The organism is Mesorhizobium sp. GbtcB19, assembly GCF_019091085.1.
GTDB lineage: Bacteria > Pseudomonadota > Alphaproteobacteria > Rhizobiales > Rhizobiaceae > Mesorhizobium.
The window spans coordinates 91,888-109,043 of record NZ_JAGXJY010000016.1 but is presented as its reverse complement, the minus strand read 5'-3'; the positions used below and the strand labels follow the sequence as shown (position 1 = coordinate 109,043).

Sequence of the window (17,156 nt, the reverse complement as noted above, 5' to 3'; positions counted from 1 at the left end):
TTGGTTTGCAGTGCTTCATCCGCGCCGGCCGCTAGGGGCCGGCGCGCAAGGACTCCTGGGCAAAATGTGGCTTGATCCTCCCCCACAACCCAAGAATTCCATCCGGCGAGACGAAGACGATCACCAGGAACACCAGGCCGATCAGCGTGTTGAAACGCTCGGCGCCGACGATGTCGATGGCGAAGGTCTGCATCAGTATGACGACGATCGCGCCGAGAAACGACCCGATCGGGTGGCGCAGGCCGCCGATGACGGCAATCACCAGGACGTCGATCGCCACGTCGACACCGATGGTGCCGGGCGAGACGCGCCCGTTGAACCACACCAGAAGCACACCCGCCAGTCCGGCGAGGATGCCGGCCAGGAACCAGGCGAAGACCTTGTGCGCGGTGACATGGTAACCCAGCGCCCGCATCCTGCGCGGGTTGTCGCGGATCGCCTGCAAGGTCATGCCGAAGGTTGAGCGCGAGCCGTAGAGCACCGCCGCGTAGGACAGCGCGGCAAGGCCGAGGCAGAGATAGTAGAAGGGCTTCGGGTCGCGCCAGTCGATACCCCAGAAGACCGGCGCGTGGATGCCGGCATAGCCGGAATGGCCGTTGAAGATCGCGTAGTTCTGCTGCGCGAAATAGAAGGTCGCGGTGGCGATCGCCAGCGTGATCATCAGCGTGTAGATGCCTTCCGTGCGCACCGAGATCCAGCCGATCAGCGCCGATGACACCGCCGCAGCCGCTACCGCGAAGGGGACGACGATCCACCAGGGCCAGCCGAAACCCAGCACGTTGGACGTGTTGTTGCCGAGGATGGCGACGGCGTAGGCGGCGATGCCGGCGACGGTGATCTGCGCCAGGCTGAGCATCCCGCCATAGCCGGCCAGCAGCATCAACGACAGCGCCAGCACGCCGAAGATCATCGAGTAGCCGGCGATCTGCGTCAGGAAGAAATCCGACGCCACCAACGGATAGAGAAGCAGCGCGACGGCGAGGAGGATGTGGGCGGCGCCGAGCTTGTCCAGCCAGTTCTGCTGCGGCATCGCGCCGTCGGTGGCGGCGGTCAGGCTCATCTCGCCTTCCCCATGATGCCTTGCGGGCGGACCGCCAGGGTCACCACCATGATGACGAAGGTCAGCACGATGCCATAGGTCGGGAAGTAGACGAGGCCGATCTGCTCGGCGAGGCCAATCAGCAGCGCGCCTATCGCCGCGCCGGTGATGGAGCCCATGCCTCCGACGATCACCACAACGAGCGAGGCAAGCAAATAGCGTACGTCCTCGCCGGGCGCGACGGAAAGCGCCGATCCGCCGACGACGCCGGCGAAACCCGCAAGTCCCGCGCCGACCGCGAAGACGATGGCGAACACCGCATGCACATTGACGCCCGAGGCCGACAGCATGGCGCGGTCGTCGACGCCGGCGCGGATCATCATGCCGACGCGCGTCTTGTTGAGCATCAGCCACAGCCCGACCCCGATGACGATCGCCGCCGCCAGCACGACCATGCGGTAGAGCGGATACGTCAGGAAAACCGAGGCGCCGTTCGAGCGCACGGCGGTGATGACCGGCAGGGTCAAGGCGCCGTCGAGCCATTCCGGCGTGGCGATCTGATAGGTGCCGCCGGCCCACACCGCCAGCATCAGGTCGGCGGCGACGATCGAGATGCCGATAGTGACCAGTGTCTGTCTGAGGTCGTCGCCCTCCAGCCGGCGGAAGACGAAAACCTGCATGACGACGCCGACGATGGCCATGGCGACGAAGCCGGCCGCGACGCCGAGCAGCCAGTAGCCGGTGCGGCTGGTGACCTCATAGCCGATATAGGCGCCGAGCAGGTAGAGCGAACCATGCGCCAGGTTGATGTTGCGCATCAGGCCGAAGATCAGGGTGAATCCGCTGGCGACCAGGAAATAGAGGCCGGCGAGCGTCAGGCCGTTCAGGATGGCGCTGACGAACGCCTTCTTGGAGATCAGGATCGCGTTCAGCCAGTCGGGCCAGACGGCAAAGACCAGCCAGGCGACGATCGCCGCGGCCAGCAGGCCGACGAGGGCCCAGGCCTGGCGGCGCGTCACGCCGCCGCCCGACAGCGGTGAGGACGATGGCTGGTCGAGTATGCTCATGCGGTCAGCCGCCGGCGCTGCTCGTTCATGCGCGGCGCCTTGTGGAACTTGCCGTCCTTCATGATGGCGAGGATGCGGTTCTTGTCCTGCAGGATGCGCACGTCGGAGATCGGATCGCCGTCGATCAGAAGGATATCGGCGAGGTAGCCTTCCTTGATCAGGCCGAGCTCGTCGCCCATGCCCATGATCTGGCCGCCATATTTGGTGCCGGCCTGGATCGCCTCCATCGGAGAGAAGCCGAGCATCTCGACGAAGGTCTGGATGTCCTTGGCGTTGGTGCCCTGCGGCGTCCAGGCAAATCCGTAATCGCCGCCGATGCAGACGCGGATGCCGCGCCGGTGCATCTTCTTCATCGTGTCGATGCACATTTCGAGCTCTCGCTCATATTCGAGCGACAGCGGCGAGCCGGGCTTGATGCCCCATTGCTCGGCATAACGCGCGGTGTTGATCAGCCAGGCGATGCCCGGCGCGACGAAGTGCTTGTCCTTGACTGCTTCCAGCATGTCGAGCGCCTCCTCGTCGGCGAAGGAAGCGTGGTAGATGTTCTGGATGCCGTGGCGGATGCACTGCTTCACCGACCCGGAAGAGCGCGCATGCGCCGACAGCACCTTGTTGCGGCAGCGCGCCTCGGAAGCGGCCATGGCAACCTCTTCCTCGGACATCGGGGTCTCTTCCGCGCCCATGCCGGTGATGCTCTCGCCGGAAAGGTTGAGCTTGATGGAATCGACGCCGTATTTGATCAGCTGGCGCACCGTGCGGCGGATTTCCTCCGGGCCGGACACGACGATGCCGAGATTGAGCCCCTCATGCGGAATATGCGAGGGCGCGGAATCGCCAAGGCCGCCGACCGTCGTGATCTCGGGCCCGGCAGCGAGGTAACGCGGGCCTGGAAAGCGGCCCTGGTTGATGAATTTCTTGGCGACGACGTCGAGCCGCGGCTTGGCGGCGGCCGCGCCCCGTCCGGCGGTGAAGCCGGCATCGAGCACCAGCTTGGCCATCTCCATGGTGACCAGCATGTGCTCCTCGATCTCCATCATCTGGATGGGATCGATGCCGGGCGCGTTGTTCCAGGACAGATGCAGATGCGCGTCGATCATGCCCGGCATCAGCGTCGCGCCCATGCCGTCGATGACGGTCGCACCGCCGCCATAGGACGAGGAGGAGCCGAAGCGGGACGAGCCCTTGGTGATCTGCTTGATGCGGTTGCCCTGCACCAGCACCTCGCCGGTGAAGGGATATTCACCTGTAGCGTCGAGGACGCGCACATTGGTGAACAGCGTGCCGCCCGATCCGTTTCCGGTCCAGCTGTCGTCTGCCATAACAAGCCTCCCAACTTGCCGAACGTAGAATTCTACGCTCGATCCGAAATCCTCACCTATCAACCCGTCTCAAAAAATCGGCGAGCTTCTGGCTGCTCTCGCGCGGGCTCTCCACCGTCGCCCAATGTCCGCACCGGTCCAGCGACGAGAATACGGCTCCCTTGATCCTGTCAGCGAGCGCTTGGCCGACGCCCGGCGGATTGACCGTGTCGGCATCGCCGGTGACGAGCAGGGTCGGCGCCGAAATCCGCCGCGCGTCGACCGCGGTCACTTTTGCCAGCGCCTCGCAGGTGCGGGCGTAGGATTCGGCATCCTGGCGGGTGATCGATTCCCGCACGAAGGCCACCGCCGCGGGCGAGGTTTCCCTGGTATGGGCCGAAAGCGCATTGGCGGCGATCTGGTCGGCGATGTCCGCAATGCCGCCCGATCGCGCCAGGCGCGCCCGGTTCGCCAGGCCTCGCCGGGTTGCTTCGGTCGGCTCGGCCAGGGCGCCGAACAGTGTCAGCGAGGCGACAAGCGCCGGCTGCGCCGCCGCGATCTGCTGGCACACGATGGTGCCCATCGAATGGCCGACGAAATGCGCCGAGGTAACGCCCATGCCGGACATGGCGCGGATCACGGCCTCGCTCATGAACTCGATGGTCAGCGGCTCGACCGGTCGCGGCGAGCGGCCCGAGCCCGGCAGGTCGAGGCGGATGACGCGGTAGCCGGAGAGCGCGCCCATCTGCGGCTGGAACATGTTCGAGGTGCCGCCGAGACCGTGGACCATCACCACGGCCGCACCTTCGCCGACGACCTCCGCGACGACGGGGCCGACTGTCACGGTCGTCATTGCGGCCTCTCCACGAAACGGTTCTCCAGCGTGCCGATGCCGTCGATCTCGATGCGCACCACATCGCCGGGTTTGAGGTATTTCGGCGGGTCGAAGCCGATGCCGACGCCGACGGGCGTGCCGGTGGCGATGATGTCGCCGGGCCTCAGCGTGATGCCCTGCGAGAGCGTCGCGATGATGGTCGGGATATCGAAGATGAGCAGCGATATCCTGGAATCCTGCCGCAAATCCTCATTGACGAAACAGCGGATCCCGGCATTTGCCAGGTCGAACTCGTCCCTGGTGACGGCCCACGGGCCCATCGGACAGAACGTGTCCTGCGATTTGCCGATCAGCCACTGGCTGTATTTGCCTTGCAGGTCGCGCGCGGTGACGTCGTTGACGATCGTATAGCCCCAGACATGGTCGAGCGCTTCTTCCTTCGAGATGCCGCGCCCGCCCGTGCCGATGATGACGGCCAGCTCCGCCTCATAGTCGATCGCCGTAGACACACTGGGATCGATCTGCACGCTGGCGTGGTTGGCGACCACCGATTCCGGCACCTTGGAGAAAATGATCGGGTGCTTCGGCACGGCGCCCGCGCCGGCGCTGGAATCGAAGCCTGAGCGGGCAAACTCATGCGCATGCTCGTAATAGTTCTTGCCGACGCAGAAGATGTTGCGGCGCGGCTGCGGGATTGGCGCCTCGATGTCGACCCGCGCCAGCGGGATCGGCGACAGGGTGCGCGGCAGGCCGGCTCCGTTGCGCTCGATCAGCGCCAGCAGACCCGCTTCGGCGCGCTCGACGGCGAGGTCGAATGGCGCGACGGTCTGCGCGGCAAGGTCCACCAGGCCAACCCGCCTTTCGCCGGCAAGCGAGAAAGTCGCGACCCGCATCCATTCCTCCCGTGAACCAATATTGAGCCAATTTCTCGCTCTTTCGATACACGCTAACGTCAATTGGCTTAGTCCGCAAGCGGCATTCGGACCAGCCGCGACAAAAAGAATCCACCCTTGAGCGCCAGGGGTTAGGGGCAGGTTTGCGCTGTGGACGAGCGGGCGCGAAGCTGCTATGCGTGGTTCAATATTGGATCAGATAGACGTCGCCGAATATGCCAAAGCTTGTCGCCAACGACATCGCCATCGCCTTGAAGAAGCGCATTTCGCTGGGCGAATGGATGGAAAACGGCCGAATGCCGCCGGAGCGTGACCTTGCCAGCGAGTTCGGCGTAGCGCGCAACACGGTGCGCCGCGCCGTCGGCCTGCTCGAGGACGACGGCACCGTCGTGCGCCATGTCGGCCGCGGAACCTTTTTGACCGCGGCCAATCCGGATTCGATGGCCGCGACCGTCGCGCGGATGGAAGGAACCAGCCCGGCCGACATGATGGAGATCAGGCAGCTTCTGGAGCCCGCGGCCGCGTCTTTCGCCGCCACCAATGCGAGCGCCGGCGAGCTCAACGCGGTGCGCGAGGCGCACAAGATCGCCTGGGCGTCCGAAGACATGCCGACCTTCGAGCACTGGGATGCCGAATTTCACCACCGCATCTTTGCGTGCTCGCGCAACGACTTCCTCAAGGAGATCCACAATCTGATGCGCATCCTGCGCAATCAGCGGCCGTGGTTCGAGATGAAGAAGCGTTCCTTCTCGGAGGAACGCCGCGCCACTTATTGCAACGAGCATCAGGCCATATTGGACGCCTTGCTGGCGCGCGACTCCGAAGCCGCAAGCGCTGCGATGCTGGCGCATCTCAGGACGGTGGAGCGCAATCTCCTGGGGCGATGAGGGAGGAGAGATTGGGCGTATGACGGTTGGCTTTCGCCAACGTCCAATTGCGGCTGATTGCGTGCCGCCGCGATTCGAGGGGAACGGAAGCGTAAAGGCTTCAGCAAAGATATCTGAAAAGGGAGGGATGGTGCCCAGAGGCGGAATCCAAACAAGAAGAATCTGACTTTGTTTTCAAATGTTTGGAGATTGCTCAGTGGCGGTAGCGACCAACAAAAATACCAACAAAATATTTCTGTGGATTGGTTAGGTTCCCAAACTCTGCCTCGATCGATGTCGCCGTATTTGGTCTCATGTAGTTCGGGGAAGATGTCGTTAGCTACCGCTTCTGTTGACAGAGCCGCTGGTCTGCAATCCAAGCGGTTTGGATTCTAGTAGGCCGGCACTCTGCCAGACACTGTCGTAACGTATCCGCGTCGGTCGGAGCGTGCCCGATAAGGCAGTCCGCATTCGCATACGGGAATCGCGCAAATCTTGAGACAATCTACCGCATATTTAAGGGAATCTCGTTCCTTCGCGGCTAGGATGATCTCCGCGCGACGACGGCTGCTACCCGCTTGGATTGCGTTCGGCATGGTCCAATCACAGGAAGAACCGGATGTCGCCTGTAATTGCTGCGGCAACGGTGGTCGGCAGGCCGAAAGACCAGGCGACCGAGACCTTCCTATTTGGCAACAAACGCGGGTATGGGGAGCGGCTTGTTGGCGACGTCCAATATCGAAAAGCTGTAGCCTCCATCCGGGTTTCGCTCGACCGAATAGGTCAGCCGGTCGACAATGCGATTGTCCTGGTCGAAGGTCAGCACCCGCGGCTTGAGTGCGGTCAGCTCCCTCTCGTGCACATAGACCGAATTGCAAATGATGATTTGATCGCCCGGCTGGCAGGTGCGGGCCGCAGCTCCGTTGAGAATACAGCAGCGGGATCCGCGTTTACCGAGGATCACATAGGTCGATATCCGTGCGCCCGAATTCTTGTTCCAGATTTCAACGAATTCCATCGGCAGGATGCCCGCCACCTCGCAATGCTCGGGGTCGAGCGTGATCGAGCCATGGTACTCGAGATTGGCTTCGGTGACATAGATGCCATGCAGCTTGCCGGCGACGATTTTCCGCATCCTTTTTGTGCTCCGGAGGGACGAACGAGTTACTATTGGACTTTGCGATGCATTTTTCTGGCGAAGGGTAGGCAGGATCCTGCGACGGGCCGACTTGCGTAGTTAACAAATTTCAAACAGACAACTGCAAGGGTGCGTTATCGGTCTCTGCTCGGGAACATGGGACTACTCGCGAAAGGCCCGGCGCGCAGCGTGTGAAGCCAACCGGAATCGACGCCTGGTCGCTGCGATTGCGGTACGGTCTGCGCGGTCAATTGACGGGCTCGGACGGTCGGGATGAAGCATGGTTGAGCCCGATACTTGAATTAGCTTCGGTGACTTGCATGCTTGTTCAGCTTCCCGGCAGCGGCTTTGCGCATCGTGGGTGCCTATCGCAGGCACTATCCGGCTTCAGTGGATGCACCCTCCCGTCTAATCGCTTCACAGGATTCGTTGAAGCCGACGTCCAGCAAAGAGCCCAGTGGTTCCAGACCGTGAGAGGCAGCCATCTGCCGCAGTTCGTCGAGGCGGCAGATGACAGATCCAAGTGTTTCCACGCGACCTTTCGCTTGTTTCTCATCCTTCATTTCTCACGCCTCTGCAGCGGGCGTGCCTGCGTCGGTAATCGTTGCAAATGGCGACGAACTGGCGCCGCATAGTTGGCGGCCAAAGGAGATCCTACCATCCTGGTTCATGTCCTTCTCCATCAGTTGAGGTGTCTGCTGCAATTTCTGTCGGACGGCAGGTCGAGGCCGATATCGAGGATCGGGGCGCTGTGGGTGAGCCAACCTGCCGATATGAGGTCGACGCCGGTCGCGGCAATCGCTGCCGCGCTCGCCTGCGTTATTCGACCAGAGGCTTCAGTCACCGCGCGGCCGCCGACCATCGCTACGGCCCGGGCTAGCTCCTCGACCGTCATGTTATCGAGGAGTACGGCTTCGACTCCGGCTTGGAGCGCCATCTCAAGCTGGTCGAGCGTGTCGACTTCGACCTCAATCTTGACCATGTGGCCAACCGCGCGGCGCGCTCGCTCGATTGCGGTGCGGATGTCGCCGGCGATGGCGATGTGGTTGTCCTTGATGAGCACGGCGTCGTCGAGCGCGAAGCGGTGATTGGCGCCCCCGCCGGCGCGCACCGCATATTTTTCCAGCGCACGCAGGCCGGGTGTCGTCTTGCGTGTGCACACGATCTTGGCCTTATGAGCGCGTACAGCATCGACCAAGGCGGCTGTAGCGGTCGCAATGCCGCTGAGCTTGCATAGGAAGTTGAGCGCGGTCCGTTCGGCTGTCAGCAGGCTGCGTGCCGGCCCACTTACGATCGCGATGGTTTCTCCAATCGAGACCTTTCCGCCCTCGGGACAGCGCACCTGCAGGCTGATCCCGGGGTCGACTAGCAGAAAGGTGAGCATGACAAGATCGAGCCCGGCGACAAGGCCTGTTTGCCTAGCATTCAACATGAACGCGGCCTTGCAGTCCGCCGGGATGATCGCGTTGCTGGTGATGTCCCCGGCCCTGCCAAAGTCTTCAAGAAGCGCACTACGCACGATCGGTTCCATGATGATATGGGGAAGCGGTGCAAGTGAACTCATGTCAACGGGCTCCGTTCGGATTTCTGCCAGCTGACCGCGGCGGCATGTTCAAACGCTGTGCAGAGCGTAAGGCGCGCGGGCAGGGCGGCAGCATTGCGCTCCGGAAAATCGGAACGGTAGTGCGAGCCGCGGCTTTCTTCACGCCGAAGGGCTGCCACGGCGATCAGCAGCGCCACCAAGGCCGGATCGGCCACGGCCGTTTCGCCAACCGCGTGCGGGAGCAGCGTCGCGACCGCCTCGCGCAGCCGCTTCCCACTGCGGGTGATGCCGAGCGCGTCGGAAACGATTTGGCGCATAGGTGAAGGGTCGGGCCCAGGAGGTACGGATGCAGGAAACTTGTGCGATCGCCAGCCGGCGCAAGTACCCGCGACGCTTGCCGCCACCCAAGCGGCTGTTGCAACAACTTCGGCCAGCGAATTGCTGGCAAGCCGGTTGGCGCCGTGGAGCCCGGTGCAGGCGACCTCTCCGCACGCCCATAGGCCCGAAACGGAACTGCGACCTTCGGTGTCAACAGCCACGCCGCCCATGTGATAGTGAGCCGCAGGACGCACCGGGATGGGCTCCAGCGCCGGATCGATGCCGTCCTGCTTGCAAGCTGCCTCGATCGAAGGAAAGCGTTCTGCGAAGTTCCTACCGAGGCAGTCCCGGGCGTCGAGATACACACGATGACCTGCGGCGAGCTGATTGGAGATCGTCCGCGCCACCACGTCGCGAGAAGCGAGTTCAGCGCCAGGTGTAGCGGCGAGAAAGCGGTGACCGTGTTCGTCCACCAGCACCGCGCCTTCGCCCCGCACCGCTTCGCTCACAAGCCGCATTGGGCGGCGCGGCGTGTCAAGCGCGGTCGGATGGAACTGCACGAATTCCAGATCCGCGAGCTCGGCGCCAGCGGAGGCAGCCAGCGCCAGACCGTGGCCGAATGACCCGAGCGGGTTCGTCGTATCGCGAAAGAGGCCGCCGATACCGCCTGTGGCCAGCACCACACGGCGCGTGGGCAATGCGAAAACGTTGCCGTGTAGGACAGCCACCACCCCCGCGATGCTGCCTTCGGCGGCCACAAGGCGAAGGGCTGTTATACCTTCCATGATTGTGATCGAGCGGGTCCGCCTCGCTACGGCGAGCAGTGCATGGAACAGCTCTTGGCCTGTGGCGTCGCCGGCATGAACGATCCGGCGCCGTGAATGGGCCGCCTCCAGGCCCAGCCGCAGTTTTCCGTCTGAAGTGCGGTTGAAGGGAGCGCCAAGACGAATGAGGTTCTCGACAGCTTGAGGCAGAGCCTCGATCACTCGTCTGACCATTGGTTCGTTGCAAAACCCGTCACCGGCGGCAAGCGTATCGGCAATGTGCAGTTCGGGGCTGTCGTCTTCGCCAAGACTGGCCGCGAGCCCGCCCTGGGCGAGTGTGCTCGAGGCTTCAGCGCCAAGTGGGGTGCTGGAGAGGAGGACAACCGGTTGTGGCGCCAGATGCAGCGCCGTCATCAGTCCGGCGATGCCAGCCCCGATAATGACCGGCACCCCGCCAATGTCATGGATGTATGGCGTCATAGGAAGAGCATGCGCTCCACAGCGCAGCGTGCCCGCTCGGCGACTTCTGGGTCGATGGCGACGATGTAGCGGTTCTGCTCCAGCGCCGCGCGGATGTTCGCGAGCGTTATCCGCTTCATGTGCGGACACAGATTACAGGGCCGGACGAACTCGACTTCGGGATGGTCGATGGCCACGTTGTCGCTCATCGAGCATTCGGTCATCATCACGACGCGCGCCGGCTTGTGCCGCCCGACATAGTCGGACATCGCTGCGGTCGAGCCGGAGAAGTCAGCCGAGGCGACAACTTCCGGCGGGCACTCGGGATGAGCGAGCACCTTGACGTTGGGATAGGCTTCGCGCAGCTCGCGTATGTCGGCGGGCGTAAAGCGCTCATGGACCTCGCAATGTCCCTTCCAGGCGATGATCTCGACCTTTGTCTGGGCCGCGATGTTCTTCGCCAGATACTCGTCGGGCAGCATGATCACCCGCGGCACGCCGAGCGATTCCACAACCGCCAGCGCATTGCCCGAGGTGCAGCAGATGTCGGACTCTGCTTTTACCGTCGCGGAGGTGTTGACGTAGGTCACGACCGGCACGCCGGGATAGCGCTGCCGCATCAGCCGCACATCAGAAGCGGTGATGGAGTCTGCCAGCGAACAGCCGGCGCCGAGATCCGGAATGAGCACCGTCTTGCCGGGATTGAGGAGCTTGGCCGTCTCGGCCATGAAATGCACGCCGGCGAGCACGATTACCTCGGCATCGACCGACATCGCCTTGCGAGCCAGCGCCAGGCTGTCGCCGACGATGTCGGCCACGCAATGGAAGATCTCGGGCGTCTGGTAATTGTGCGCCAGGATGACGGCGTTGCGCTCGCGCTTCAGCGAAAGGATCCCGTCAATATCATCGCAGAAGGCTGGCCATTCGATGGGCGGGATCACCCGCCGGACGCGGTCGTAGAGGGACGCGGCCGTAGTTAACGCGCCGTTCATTCACGCCTCCTCTTATAGTCCGATTGACAATAATAGGGTATATATCCATCTTGACTACAAGGTCTGTCAAGACCGCGCCAACGGCAATTTTGTTCCAGCAAATGCCCGTTCATCGAGGACGGCGTGGCGGAATCGATAGAGCTTTGCTGGCCGGCCACCCGTATCGAGTGATGTCCCGCCCGTTTCCTCAACCAGCTCTTGCTGCTCGACGAGGCGGCGAAAGTTCGGTTTGTTAATGAGCCTGCCAGCGAGCGCCTCCACGGTTTGCTGCAGTTGGAGCAGCGTGAAGGTCGCTCTCATGAGCTCGAACACCACCGGCCTGTATTTGATCTTGGAGCGCAACCGTGCGATGCCTGTGGCCAAGATGCGGCGATGATCGGCAACCATCGCTTTGCCTGAGATTGACGCCGCGAGAGCTGTTCTGGGTCGGCCGCCAACTTCTTCGACCAGAGCGGCTTCGTAGAGGAGCTCGTAGCGCTGGAGCGTGAGCTCCTCGTTCCAGGGACGGTCGTCCAAGCCGAAGGCGACTGCGGCGCGCTTTCGACGGTCGCGGCGTGCTGTGGGGTCGCTTCCTTCTTTCGCCCAGGCAATCAGGTGCGGGCCGAAGACGTTCAGCGCCTCCGGCGTGCCGGAGCGGTGGTCCTCCCAAGGGAAATATTCATACCAGCTTTTCCAGTGGGACCTTGGCGAATCCGCCATAGCTTCCTGCCTCGTCAGCGCGAGATAGCTGATGGAGATGTTGCGCTGGTCGCGCCCGACCTCCATTCGGTCGCGGTCAGCGAAGGTGTAGAGCTGCTCGATGTACCCTAGCGGATGGCTCGTCTGCTGTTCGACCCAGTCCCGCAGGCCAGATTGCAGGGAACGGTGACTGAGTTCGAACGGACCCGAGGGGAGGGTACTCCGAGGCCCGACGGTCAGAACGCAAGGCTCGCGGTCGACCACGGCGGCGACAACAGCGATCAGGTCCACATTGATATCGCGGCCGTTTCGAACGGGGCCGACGTTTTCGGTTCGTGCTGGGTGGTCGCGCATTTGCCAAATTGATCGCTAGGCTTCACCGTCAAGCAACTGAATCGATTTAATACAACTTTGTGGCACGTTTGGTCATGCGTTAAGCGCTGTGCCATGGGGCCTTTTTATCCCTTCGCCCTCACACAAAATATTTCACACGCGACACTGTTGAGGGGTAACGTTGGGGAAGGCTCGCCTTGCGAGTCGGGCTCTGATAGACCGCCGGTCGAGCGCGGCGGCGACTAGTCGTCGTCAATCAGTATCGTCCCGAGAACCAGGACAAGATTGATATCCTCGACCCAGACAACAAGGCGGTGCGCGAGACGCAGGGGGCACACCTCGAAAAGATCCGCCAGCGGCGCGATCCCTTCCGCCCCAAGCCCGCGCTCGCGACGCTCCTATCTCTTCACCGGTGACTTCGCGCTGGATGACCTTGTCGAGGCTGCGGCGGTGCGAGGCTTCTGCTTCGATTTAGTATCTGCAGTCGGCTCGGATGACTTTCGTCCCAATCCTGACGCTTTTGCCAGCGCCGATCGGGCCAAGGCGTAGTCCGGCGCCACCATTGGATAGTCGGCAGGCAGTCCCCATTTCTGCCGGTATTCATCCGGACTAAGATTGTAGTGAACATTGAGGTGGCGCTTCAGCGATTTGAACTTTTTTCCATCTTCCAGACAAATAATATAGCCTGGGGTCACCGATTTTCTTATCGAAACCGCTGGTTCTTGCTTGACCGCCGGTTCAGTCGTTGGAGTCTCGATGCCTCGTAAGGCAGCATGAATATCTGCGATCAGCTTTGGCAGTTCCGGCACCGGAACCGGATTGTTCGATACATATGCAGAAACTATGTCAGCCGCGAGTGATACGAGATCGCTGCTGTCTTGCTGGTCGTCGGGCGGGCTCATTGTGATTCCTTGCTAATAGCCAATGATGTCCCATTTGTGCAGTTTGAGCAGTCTGATTGTCCAGTTGAATTATTCGCCGCCGCAAATTTTTCGGGCATGCGGCGGTGGCCACGCACAAGACATCTTTACTATTCGCTCCTGACCTGAGCAAAACGTCAGTTTATGTTGGCTCTCCCCGTCGTCTGCAACGCAATGAGATCAGCTTTTTGGTGACCGTTGTTCGAGCCCGAGCACCGTGAGCCTCTTTAGCGCGACTCTTGACTTTTTCGAAGACACATCGAGCCCGATTTGGCGGCTAGAAGCGTATGAGACACCGTTTCGCGATCAGATCTTGAATTCGAGTCCGATTTCCATGACTTGCTCGGCTGGGATCTTAAAGGAGGCGCCAGGTCGCTGCGCATTTCGGTGCATCAGGGCAAAGAGATGCTCACGCCACAGCGCCATTCCCTCATCTGGCCTCCCCGCGACGATCGTATCATGTCCTATGTAATAGGTGATTGACGACAATTCACATTTGCCGATCTGCCCGCGCGTCAGCGCCGTTTTGAGGCCGCCAGGCACATCCGGACTCTCCATGAAACCGTACCGCAACTCGACCCGGGTAATGTCGTCTGAAATCCGCTGGATTACGGCACGCTCCTCGTCGCAAACACGGGGGGTTCCCGTGACATCAATGGCGACCAACAAGACTTTTTGATGCAACACGCGATTGAGCTTGAGGTTGAGTGATAGGGCAAGCGGAATCCCTTTCGTCAACCGGCCGAGCACGACTGCGGTACCGTCGATCCGAAAGGGCGGGTTCGCCTTCACTTCGGCATCGAACTCGTCAACCGTCTGGCGGACGGCAAGGCGTGCCTTATCCAACATCTCCACGCCGCGGCGCCATGTAAGCATGAGAAAGGCGATCACCAGGGATATCGTCAGCGGGAACCAACCACCGTCCAGTAGTTTTGTCGAAGCCGAGGCAAAATACAGAAGTTCCAGCAGCAGGAGGCTGCCGTTCACGATCACGATAAGCAGCGGATTGTGTTTCCAGTGCAATGCGACAAAGGCGGCGAGCGCGGTAGTAATCACCATCAGCAGCGACACGGCAATGCCGTAAGCGCCGGCGAGCGCGTCCGACGATCGGAAGCCTAGCACAGCCGTGAGGGTTGCGAGTGCGAGAGTCCAGTTGACCAGCGGAATGTAGATCTGGGCGCGTTCGTGCCGGGCCGTATGGATGATTCTCAGTCGTGGCAGCAAACCGAGCTGGTTCGCCTGCTGCGTCAGCGAATAAGCGCCGGTGATAATGGCCTGCGAGGCAATGACGGTAGCCGCCGTCGCCAACGCGACCAGACCATAGTGCGACCACTCGGGCGCAAGACGATAGAACGGATTTTCGATTGCCGACGGATCGGCCAAGAGCAATCCTCCCTGCCCGAAGTAGTTCAGCGTCAGTGTCGGTAGCGCCACGCCGAACCACGCGACACGGATTGGAAAAGGCCCGAAATGGCCCATATCGGCATAGAGAGCCTCACCACCGGTGACCGCTAAGAAAGCGGTCCCGATCACCGTGAAGGCTATCGGTCCAGCCTGCCACAAGTAGCTGAGGGCGGGCCAGGGGCTGAGAGCCCCGAGAACCGCGGGCTCCTTGACAATGCCGCTGATCCCCAGAATACCAATGACCGCGAACCAGACTAGCATTACCGGCCCAAAGATGCCGCCGATCCAGTTCGTGCCCTTCTTTTGCAAGAAGAACAGCATCATGAGAATCGCACCAGTCAGCGGGACCACGACGTGGTCCGTCTGTGGCGCATAAATCTTGAGGCCCTCTATGGCACTGAGCACCGACATCGCAGGCGTGATCGCACCGTCGCCGTAGAGCAGCGTCGCGCCGAAGAGACCGACCAGCACCATCAGTGCTCCTGTGCGATTTTGCGTAGCGCGCCGCGGGCTCACCAAAGCAAGCAAAGCTAGAATGCCACCTTCGCCGCCATTGTCAGCGCGCATGATCAGGATCGCGTATTTGATCGAAATAATGACGAGAAGCGACCAAAAGATCAGCGAAACGATGCCGATAATCGCCTGCGGGGCTGGCGCACTCCCAGCCGGCGTTGCCGAATTGATCGCGACCTGCAGCGCATAGAGCGGGCTCGTCCCAATATCCCCAAAGACCACTCCCAAACAGCCGAGAGCCGTCGCGGCTAAAGCGCGATCTCGCATGTGATGAACGCTCGGTCGGGCGGCAGCCGTCATTACGCTTTCCATATTCGGTCCCTAGTATTGGCCGCTATGGCTTCCGGCAAACCATTGTAAGCCAAAGGTCGCGTCTATCAGCTCAACTTCAAAGGGAGAGTCGAACCGATACAAGAAGGCGCCCGCGCTCGTTCCGGTTTCGAGCGGTTGCGCCTCAATTTGGATCACTGTTTTCGACAGATCCATCAATGACGGCACTTCTCCTGCAATTCCAGAGCGAGCGCCTTCCTGTTTTGCCAATCCGCTTGGTGGCATCGAGTTACACGTCTACTCAGCACCCATCCGGGGCGCCTTAGTTCAATGCTACTGCCTGTAATTCGCGCCGCACCATCCGAGACGTGCGTCTGTGTCGCGCCCATCCACGACTTGCATAACTCTCCCAATTCCGCGATACGCTGAAAAAGATAAAGGCAATCGACGCGGATCATAGATAAATACCGCGAAGGATCGGTATTTTGGAGTGGTTCAAAATGCATATTTATATCCAATTGCGATATTGAGCTTGTCTTCCGACAAATCGTTATAGGGCGATGAGATTGTATTGATCTTTCTCCACGAAAGACCGATGCTAGTATAGATCGCATTGGCGGCGTCGATGTTGTAGGTCACGCCAGTGGCCACTTTCGGTGTCTCCCATGCGGCGTTGAAGGCGTTGCGGTAACGCAGATTGAATACGTTCCAGGTCCACTGGTGAGTTAATTTCCAGTCACCTGCAACATAAAAGACGTAGTAGGGAGCTTGCACATTGGCATTTCCATCCTTGGGAATGCCTGTGTCGTGCCATGTATAACCCAAGCCAAGGCTCGGTGTGAGGGTAAAGCTGTCGGTTAGCTTGATTTTGTAACCGAGGCTCGCCTCGCCAAAATACTGTGATTTTCCTCCGGTCTTGAAGGTGGGTTGGAAAAATACCCCTCCGATGAAACTGTCGTCGAAATTGTGTGAAACGCTGAACTTGAAATACGTGTCAGCAAGCGACCGGGCGCTGTTGCTAGCATTGTCGATGGCATAGAACTCGGGGCTTCCCTCTAAACCCACAGTCCAGGTGGGCGCCATCGGCGGCGCCACCGATTCATCAAGATTGGCTGCGAAGCTGGCAGTGTCTGCGAAAAGGCAGAGGAGAATTGGAGACAAAATTCTTCGGGAAAGCATTGATCTTCCTTTAATATTTAGATGTCGGCTGCAAGTTGTCGTGGACGAATTACGTCAACGCTAGGCCAGTATCTACCGCTCCGCCCACTGTCGCCGGGCGGCGAGGTGTCTTTGAAAGCAAGGTATCCATCCGGAGCTAAAGCGTCGCATGCGTAAATCGCATAACGTCATCATTCATCAGGATGCTGGCGCGCGAGAAATGATCGGGTAGCAGAAGAAATACCGACAGGTATCTTCGATTGGTGCGGTCGGATGTTAAAAAGTTTGGCTACCCATCGGTCGTACCTGTGCGATGGACGGCAGTTCTCGCTGAGCAGCTTGCTCCCGGATACGGAGATCTCAGCGCGGTGCAGACGAACAATTTGCTGACGGGTTGTCGTTCCAGTCGACATCGTCGAACGGCACCCTTGGCGGCTTTGGCCGCGCGTGCGGAATTACCCAACCCTTGAACTTAGGCTCGATTGGAGGGCCGGCCAGCCCGGAGGGGGGCGGCTGGCCAGCCCTAGGCGTCGCGGAGGGGGGCCGAAACGCAGGACAAGTCTACATCAGTCTGGAATGGCGGCACAGGTTCGTCGTGCTATGGTGCCATTCATATTCTGCATGAGACACAGTTGCTCTCCGCAGTATATTCGCGCAAGCAATACCTA

At 60.9% G+C, this 17,156-nt stretch carries 16 protein-coding genes and 1 pseudogene; 2 read left to right on the top strand and 15 right to left on the bottom strand.

The window, feature by feature from the left end; translation table 11 throughout:
• Nucleotides 1–31: 31 nt before the first annotated feature.
• From KVT37_RS23985 to KVT37_RS23965, 5 genes are read right to left on the bottom strand one after another with little or no spacing between them, the layout of a single operon-like run.
• Nucleotides 32–1,060: a branched-chain amino acid ABC transporter permease gene (locus KVT37_RS23985; protein ID WP_217577484.1), complete on the bottom strand. Its 1,029-nt coding sequence runs from the start codon at nt 1,058–1,060 to the stop codon at nt 32–34.
• Entirely contained in the window at nt 1,057–2,106 is a 1,050-nt protein-coding gene (locus KVT37_RS23980; protein WP_254634218.1) for a branched-chain amino acid ABC transporter permease, read from the bottom strand. Before KVT37_RS23980 ends, KVT37_RS23985 begins: the two co-directional genes overlap by 4 nt.
• Nucleotides 2,103–3,425, bottom strand: coding sequence for an amidohydrolase family protein (locus KVT37_RS23975; protein WP_217577483.1), 1,323 nt, complete (start codon nt 3,423–3,425; stop codon nt 2,103–2,105). The genes KVT37_RS23980 and KVT37_RS23975 overlap by 4 nt, the downstream gene beginning before the upstream one ends.
• Nucleotides 3,426–3,477: 52 nt before the next feature.
• Complete coding sequence (locus tag KVT37_RS23970; RefSeq protein WP_217577482.1) at nt 3,478–4,257, bottom strand: alpha/beta fold hydrolase; 780 nt, start codon at nt 4,255–4,257, stop codon at nt 3,478–3,480.
• Nucleotides 4,254–5,132 carry a fumarylacetoacetate hydrolase family protein gene (locus KVT37_RS23965; protein ID WP_217577481.1) on the bottom strand — a complete coding sequence of 293 codons (879 nt, stop codon included), beginning with the start codon at nt 5,130–5,132 and terminating at the stop codon, nt 4,254–4,256. Before KVT37_RS23965 ends, KVT37_RS23970 begins: the two co-directional genes overlap by 4 nt.
• A 215-nt stretch (nt 5,133–5,347) precedes the next feature.
• Here KVT37_RS23965 and KVT37_RS23960 point away from each other — a divergent pair, with 215 nt between their 5' ends.
• Nucleotides 5,348–6,019, top strand: a complete 672-nt coding sequence (locus KVT37_RS23960) for a FadR/GntR family transcriptional regulator (RefSeq protein WP_217577480.1) — start codon at nt 5,348–5,350, stop codon at nt 6,017–6,019.
• A 664-nt stretch (nt 6,020–6,683) separates the two neighbouring features.
• On the opposite strand, the gene panD is transcribed toward KVT37_RS23960, so the two are convergent.
• From panD to KVT37_RS23930, 6 genes are all read right to left on the bottom strand, one after another.
• Nucleotides 6,684–7,133, bottom strand: coding sequence for an aspartate 1-decarboxylase (gene panD / locus KVT37_RS23955; RefSeq protein WP_217577479.1), 450 nt, complete (start codon nt 7,131–7,133; stop codon nt 6,684–6,686).
• Between the two features lie 380 nt (nt 7,134–7,513).
• Nucleotides 7,514–7,699 (bottom strand): hypothetical protein, encoded by a 186-nt coding sequence (locus KVT37_RS23950; RefSeq protein WP_217577478.1) that lies wholly within the window; start codon nt 7,697–7,699, stop codon nt 7,514–7,516.
• 119 nt (nt 7,700–7,818) lie between these two features.
• The gene (gene nadC / locus KVT37_RS23945; RefSeq protein ID WP_217577477.1) at nt 7,819–8,700 is read right to left on the bottom strand and encodes a carboxylating nicotinate-nucleotide diphosphorylase; all 882 of its coding nucleotides are present in this window, start codon (nt 8,698–8,700) and stop codon (nt 7,819–7,821) included.
• Nucleotides 8,697–10,241, bottom strand: coding sequence for an L-aspartate oxidase (locus tag KVT37_RS23940; protein WP_217577476.1), 1,545 nt, complete (start codon nt 10,239–10,241; stop codon nt 8,697–8,699). The genes nadC and KVT37_RS23940 overlap by 4 nt, the downstream gene beginning before the upstream one ends.
• A complete protein-coding gene (gene nadA / locus KVT37_RS23935) occupies nt 10,238–11,212 on the bottom strand; it encodes a quinolinate synthase NadA (protein WP_217577475.1) in 975 nt (324 codons plus the stop codon). Before nadA ends, KVT37_RS23940 begins: the two co-directional genes overlap by 4 nt.
• 66 nt (nt 11,213–11,278) lie before the next feature.
• The gene (locus KVT37_RS23930) at nt 11,279–12,244 is read right to left on the bottom strand and encodes a hypothetical protein (protein WP_217577474.1); all 966 of its coding nucleotides are present in this window, start codon (nt 12,242–12,244) and stop codon (nt 11,279–11,281) included.
• A gap of 221 nt (nt 12,245–12,465) precedes the next feature.
• On the opposite strand from KVT37_RS23930, the pseudogene KVT37_RS33990 reads away from it, so the two are divergent.
• Nucleotides 12,466–12,639: pseudogene (locus tag KVT37_RS33990) on the top strand (methylmalonyl-CoA mutase family protein); the annotation flags it as partial.
• Here the strand turns inward: KVT37_RS33990 and KVT37_RS23920 are convergent.
• From KVT37_RS23920 to KVT37_RS23905, 4 genes are all read right to left on the bottom strand, one after another.
• Nucleotides 12,622–13,125 carry a MucR family transcriptional regulator gene (locus tag KVT37_RS23920; RefSeq protein ID WP_217577473.1) on the bottom strand — a complete coding sequence of 168 codons (504 nt, stop codon included), beginning with the start codon at nt 13,123–13,125 and terminating at the stop codon, nt 12,622–12,624. The pseudogene KVT37_RS33990 and the gene KVT37_RS23920 overlap by 18 nt on opposite strands.
• 324 nt (nt 13,126–13,449) lie before the next feature.
• The gene (locus KVT37_RS23915; RefSeq protein ID WP_217577472.1) at nt 13,450–15,360 is read right to left on the bottom strand and encodes a potassium transporter Kup; all 1,911 of its coding nucleotides are present in this window, start codon (nt 15,358–15,360) and stop codon (nt 13,450–13,452) included.
• 21 nt (nt 15,361–15,381) lie between these two features.
• Nucleotides 15,382–15,546: a hypothetical protein gene (locus KVT37_RS23910; RefSeq protein WP_217577471.1), complete on the bottom strand. Its 165-nt coding sequence runs from the start codon at nt 15,544–15,546 to the stop codon at nt 15,382–15,384.
• A gap of 279 nt (nt 15,547–15,825) precedes the next feature.
• Complete coding sequence (locus KVT37_RS23905; RefSeq protein ID WP_217577470.1) at nt 15,826–16,509, bottom strand: hypothetical protein; 684 nt, start codon at nt 16,507–16,509, stop codon at nt 15,826–15,828.
• Between the last annotated feature and the right edge of the window lie 647 nt (nt 16,510–17,156).